Annotated in this window: 8 protein-coding genes; 5 read left to right on the top strand and 3 right to left on the bottom strand. The window is 67.3% G+C overall.

Going from position 1 to position 5,400, the window contains the following annotated elements:
* A partial coding sequence (locus tag ENN83_RS10480; RefSeq protein ID WP_287186753.1) for a TOBE domain-containing protein occupies nucleotides 1–767 on the top strand: 767 nt, incomplete at its 5' end.
* A 258-nt stretch (nucleotides 768–1,025) separates the two neighbouring features.
* On the opposite strand, the gene ENN83_RS10475 is transcribed toward ENN83_RS10480, so the two are convergent.
* Complete coding sequence (locus ENN83_RS10475; protein WP_287186751.1) at nucleotides 1,026–1,184, bottom strand: hypothetical protein; 159 nt, start codon at nucleotides 1,182–1,184, stop codon at nucleotides 1,026–1,028.
* A 30-nt stretch (nucleotides 1,185–1,214) separates the two neighbouring features.
* Here ENN83_RS10475 and ENN83_RS10470 point away from each other — a divergent pair, with 30 nt between their 5' ends.
* Entirely contained in the window at nucleotides 1,215–2,183 is a 969-nt protein-coding gene (locus ENN83_RS10470) for a GNAT family N-acetyltransferase (RefSeq protein ID WP_287186748.1), read from the top strand.
* On the opposite strand, the gene ENN83_RS10465 is transcribed toward ENN83_RS10470, so the two are convergent.
* Both ENN83_RS10465 and ENN83_RS10460 read right to left on the bottom strand, forming a co-directional pair.
* Nucleotides 2,173–2,721: a peptidylprolyl isomerase gene (locus ENN83_RS10465; RefSeq protein ID WP_287186745.1), complete on the bottom strand. Its 549-nt coding sequence runs from the start codon at nucleotides 2,719–2,721 to the stop codon at nucleotides 2,173–2,175. The genes ENN83_RS10470 and ENN83_RS10465 overlap by 11 nt on opposite strands.
* A complete protein-coding gene (locus ENN83_RS10460; protein ID WP_253090485.1) occupies nucleotides 2,714–3,220 on the bottom strand; it encodes a peptidylprolyl isomerase in 507 nt (168 codons plus the stop codon). Before ENN83_RS10460 ends, ENN83_RS10465 begins: the two co-directional genes overlap by 8 nt.
* A gap of 145 nt (nucleotides 3,221–3,365) precedes the next feature.
* On the opposite strand from ENN83_RS10460, the gene ENN83_RS10455 reads away from it, so the two are divergent.
* The 3 genes from ENN83_RS10455 to ENN83_RS10445 all read left to right on the top strand — a co-directional run.
* On the top strand, nucleotides 3,366–4,556 hold the full coding sequence (locus tag ENN83_RS10455; RefSeq protein WP_287186740.1) for a phosphoglycerate kinase: 1,191 nt from the start codon (nucleotides 3,366–3,368) through the stop codon (nucleotides 4,554–4,556).
* Nucleotides 4,557–4,653: 97 nt separating this feature from the next.
* Nucleotides 4,654–4,956, top strand: coding sequence for an FtsB family cell division protein (locus ENN83_RS10450; protein WP_287186737.1), 303 nt, complete (start codon nucleotides 4,654–4,656; stop codon nucleotides 4,954–4,956).
* Between the two features lie 144 nt (nucleotides 4,957–5,100).
* On the top strand, nucleotides 5,101–5,400 hold a 300-nt coding region (locus tag ENN83_RS10445; RefSeq protein ID WP_287186734.1), incomplete at its 3' end, for a thiamine pyrophosphate-dependent enzyme.

Below are 5,400 nucleotides of genomic sequence, written 5' to 3'. Positions count from 1 at the left end.
TGTTGCAACTCGTCCATCTCGGCGATCTCGGGCACCGTCGCCCGGCGGACTTGTCAGGCGGACAGAAGCAGCCTGTGGCACTGGCCCGGGCGCTGGCGCGGCGGCCGGAGGTGCTCCTGCTGGTCGAGCCGTTCTCGGCGGTGGACCGCGCCACACGCGAGCGGCTGCACGAGGAACTCATCGGCCTGCGGGCGCAACTGTCGATACCGGTCGTCCTCGTGACCCATGACATCGGCGAGGCGCAGGTGCTGGCCGACCGAATGGTGGTCATCGAGCGCGGCAAGATCGTCGCAGCCGGCTGCACCGCAGCGGTCATGTCCGACCCGGTGGCCCTCAGGCAATTGGGTTTGTGTGAAATCGCGGCGATGCTTTCCGCGCGGGTCGCCGCACAGGAGGCGGACGGGACGGCGCGCCTTGAGACGGCGGGCGGCCCGATCTGGCTGCCTCGCCTGGACGCGGCGCCGGGACAGCGGCACAGGGTGCGCATCCTCGCCCATGGGGCGATCCTGTCGCGGGCGCAGCCCGAGGAGCTTTCGGCACAGAACATCCTCACAGGGCGCGTCGTGACGGTCACCCCGGGGGAGGGACCGGGGGTTCTGGTGCGCGTCGCCGTGGGCGAAGACGAGATCATGGCCCGGATCACATGTCGCGCCTGCGAGATGCTTGCGCTGAAGCCCGGCGAGCCGGTTCACGCCATTCTCAAGACGATGTCAGTGGCCCACGGGCATGTCGCGCAGCAGACAGATACCGGCATCGCGTCCCCGTGAAAATCGCGTCCCCGTGGAAACGGAACGGCCACGGATTTCCTGGAGGCATCTTCGTTCCTGAAACCGGCGGATCGTGACGCATCGTCATCTTCGCATCAGGCTCCTGCTCTTCCTCCTGTGGCGGCCGATGACGCGATGCAGCCGCCGGTGTCGTCCCGGCCAACCCATGTCCGGTCGGGGTCACGACCTGAAGGCGGCAGCCGGAACGCGAGGCAAGTTCAGCCACGCCGCAAACCCGTCCAGAAAACGGAGATCATCTCAGAAGGGTATCACGAGAAGGAAAAGCCCAAGCAGTCCCGCCAGCGGCAGGGTGATTGCCAGCGCCAGCCAGAGTGCCCCGGCGCGGGTTGGCCGGGGCGGCGGGGCGTGGATGCCCATGACGGTCTTGCGCGGCTTGGCCATAGGGCCGTTTACCATGTCTTAGCTTATCTCATGGTTAACAAGAGTATGACGATTGTCTGGACCGAGGCCGACCTGCCGCGCCCGCCCGACGGCGCGGGTTTGCCGATGCAGCAGCATCCGACCCATGGTGCGGTCTGTGCCGCGCTGGGCCGTTCCGTGCGCTGGCTCGACTGGCACGAGAATGGCAAGGTGCTGGGTTCTGCGCAGGTTCTGAGCCGGAACTGGTCGCTGGTCGGCCGCGTGGCCCTGATCTCGCGAGGTCCGGTTTTCGCACCTGACCTCCCGGAAGGCGCCCTGAGGGACGCGCATGCGGCGCTGATCAATGGCCTCCGCGCCGATCATCGGGGGGTGATCGTAACGCCCGAGCCCGTGGCGGGCGTCGATCCGGCTGCAGGCGGGCCGTGGCTTTCCATGATGACGGGCGGCCATGTCGCGCGCCTTTCGCTGGGCTCCGATGCCTGCACGCTGCGCGCGGGGCTGCATCAGAAATGGCGCAACCGGCTGAGACGGTCCGAATCAGCCGGACTGACACTGGCCGAGGGTCCCCTGCCCGATGACCCCGCCCACTGGCTACTGCGTGAGGAAGCGGCGCAGGCCCGCGCCCGCCGCTATGGCCGCCTGCCGCCTGCCTACGCGCTGGCCTGGGCGCGGGCGGGCGAGACGCTGCTGGTCAGTGCCCATGCGGGCGGGCGGCCGGTCGCTGGGATGCTGTTCCTGATCCACCCCCCCTGGGCGAGCTATCACCTGGGCTGGACCTCTGCGGCGGGGCGTGCGGCGAACGCCCACAATCTGATCATGTGGCGCGCGATCCTTGCGCTGAAGGCGCAGGGCCTCACGGCGCTGGAACTGGGGTTGCTGGACACCGAGAACGCGCCCGATCTGGCGCGGTTCAAACTGGGCACCGGCGCCGAAGGAGTGCCGCTCGGCGCGACCACGCTGGATGCGCCGGGCAGCCAAGCGGTGGCGGCCCTGGCACGGGCCGCTGCCTTTGCGCTATCCCGGATCAGTCGGTGACGGTGACCTTCACCATCCGGTCGGGCTGGCCGGTGACGGCGCCATTGCGCCCGGTGCCGCGCTTGATCGCGTCGACGATCTCCATCCCCGAGCGCACCTGGCCGACCACGGTGTACTGACCGTTCAGATGCGGCGCGGGCGCAAACATGATGAAGAACTGCGAATTCGCGCTGTCGGGATCGGCGGCGCGCGCCATGCCGACCACCCCACGCTCGAACGGGCGGTCCGAGAATTCGGCGGCAAGGTTCGGCTGGTCGGACCCACCCATGCCGGCGCGGCGCATGTCCGCGCCCAGCTTGCCGAATTCGACGTCGCCGGTCTGGGCCATGAAGCCGTCGATCACCCGGTGGAACACCACATCGTCATAGGCCCCGGCCTTGGCCAGTTCGGTGATCCGCGCGACATGGTTCGGCGCGACATCCTCGAACAGGTCGATCACGATCCGGCCATTCGCCCCCTCGCCCGCGACCTCGATCTGAAGCCCGGTGGCGGCCGCCGGACCGGCGGCCAGCATCAGGACAAGCGCGAGACTACGCATCGGCGGCCACCTTGACGCTGAGCATCCGGTCGGGATCGGCGGGCGGCTCGCCGCGGGTGATGGCGTCGACATGCTCCATCCCCTCGACGACGCGGCCATAGACCGTGTATTGGCCGTTCAGGAAATGGTTGTCGGTGAAGTTGATGAAGAACTGCGAATTGGCCGAGTTCGGGTTCTGCGCCCGCGCCGCGCCGATCGTGCCCCGGTCATGCGGCAGTTTCGAGAATTCGGCCGGCAGATCGGGCAGATCGGACCCGCCCGTGCCAGCCCGACGCAGGTTGAAGTCCTTTTCCGCATTGCCATGGGCCACGTCGCCGGTCTGGGCCATGAAGCCGTCGATCACCCGGTGGAACACGACGTTGTCATAGGCGCCCGCACGGGCGAGGTCCTTCATGCGTTCGCAATGTTTCGGGGCCACGTCGGGCAAGAGCTCGATGACGACGCGCCCGCCCTTCAGCTCCATCAGGATCGTGTTCTCGGGGTCCTTGATCTCGGCCATCTGCGTCTCCTGGTCGGTAGGGTTCGCGCGCGACCCTAGTGCGACCGATTGCCGATGAAAAGGCCCATGGCGGATGCGAGGATTGACCTTGCGGGCAGGTTCGGGCGATCTAGCGGCAAACTGGAACCCCGCGGGAGGATGACGCATGGTCTGGAAAACCCTCGACGACATGGAGCTTGCCGGCAAGGTCGCGCTGGTGCGCGTCGACATCAACGTGCCGGTCGAAGATGGCCGGGTGACCGACGCCACCCGAATCGAACGGATTGTCCCAACGGTGAAGGACATCCTCGCCAAGGGCGGCAAGCCGGTGCTTCTGGCGCATTTCGGCCGACCCAAGGGCGAGGTCGTGCCCGAGATGAGCCTCAAGGTCACGCTGCCCGCGCTGGAAGCGGCCTTCGGGCGCGGCGTGATCTTCGCCGAGGACTGCATCGGGCTGCCCGCGAAACAGGCGGTGGCCGCGCTGTCCGAGGGTGACATCCTGCTGCTGGAGAACACCCGTTTCCATGCGGGCGAGGAAAAGAACGATCCGGCACTGGCGGCGGCGCTGGCCGCGCTGGGCGATGTCTACGTCAACGACGCCTTTTCGGCCGCGCACCGGGCGCATGCCTCGACCGAAGGCATCGCGCGGCTGCTGCCGTCCTGCGCGGGGCGCAACATGGAGGCCGAACTGAAGGCGCTGGAAAGCGCGCTGGCAACCCCCGAGCGTCCGGTGGTGGCCGTGGTCGGCGGGGCCAAGGTCTCGACCAAGCTCGACCTGCTGGGCAACCTGGTGGCCAAGGTCGATTACCTGGTGATCGGCGGCGGGATGGCCAACACCTTCCTTGCAGCGCAGGGCATCAATGTCGGCAAGTCGCTGTGCGAGCATGACATGGCGGGCACCGCGCGCGACATTCTGGACAAGGCCAAGGCCGCGGGCTGCGAGATCGTACTGCCCGTCGATGTGGTCTGCGCGCGCGAGTTCCGCGCGGGTGCCGAGAACGTGACGGTGGCGGCCGATGCCTGCCCGGCAGATGCAATGATCCTGGACGCGGGTCCCGAGACCGTGGCCCGGATCGAGGAGATCTTTGCAAAGTGCAAGACGCTGATCTGGAACGGCCCGCTTGGCGCCTTCGAGATCGACCCGTTCGATGCGGCGACCAATGCCGCCGCGCAGAAGGCCGCCGAACTGACGAAATCGGGCGCCTTGGTCTCGGTCGCCGGGGGCGGCGACACGGTCGCGGCGCTGAACGGTGCGGGGGCGTCCGAGGCGTTCAGCTACATCTCGACCGCGGGCGGCGCGTTCCTCGAATGGATGGAAGGCAAGACGCTGCCGGGCGTCGCAGCCCTGGAGGGCTGAGCGCGCAGGGGCCGGAAAAATGGGGATTCCCCGGGCGGGCCGCTTGCAGTAGACTGCCCCCAAGCGCCTCCGGGAGGCGGTGCAAGAGGCAGGTTACATGAGCGCTCCGCACAATCGCCCGGCCTTGGGCGCGCTGGTCTTTCTGGGGATCGGCGCGTCATTGGCGATGTATTTCACCTTTGCCGCCGTTCAGGGCGATTACGGGCTCTTCCGGCGCATCCAGATCGAGGCCGATGCCGAGCGGCTGCGCGCCGAAAAGGCCGGGCTGGAGGCGGAACTCGCGGATCTGGAGAACCGCACCCGGCGGCTGTCGGACGGCTATCTCGACCTCGACCTGCTGGACGAACGTGCCCGCGTCGTGCTGGGCCTGATCCGCGCCGACGAAATCGTGATCCGCTGAGGCGGGACGCAAGACTTTTGAAAAACTCTTGCGGCGCAGTACGGTCGCCGCGCGGACCCGGGAAAACCGCTCGCCCTTGGCGCTTCTGTCTGCTAATATTTCGTTTAACGTTAAACCATTTTCGCACAGAGGAGGCGCCGCCCGATGGCCACGCGCAAGACGCCCGCGAAAACCGTCTCTAAATCAAACACTTCCCGCGAAGAACTGATGAGGTTCTACCGCGAGATGCTGCTGATCCGGCGATTCGAGGAAAAGGCTGGCCAGCTTTACGGCATGGGTCTGATCGGTGGCTTCTGCCATCTCTATATCGGCCAGGAGGCAGTCGTCGTCGGGCTCGAGGCCGCGGCCGAAGAGGGAGACAAGCGGATCACCTCCTACCGCGATCATGGCCACATGCTGGCCTGCGGGATGGCCCCCAAGGGCGTGATGGCGGAACTGACGGGA

Origin of the sequence: Rhodovulum sp. (assembly GCF_011048875.1) — a bacterium.
Classification (GTDB): Bacteria; Pseudomonadota; Alphaproteobacteria; order Rhodobacterales; family Rhodobacteraceae; genus Rhodovulum; species Rhodovulum tesquicola.
Note: the sequence above shows the minus strand (reverse complement) of the source record. Positions and strands in the feature narration are given on the sequence as shown.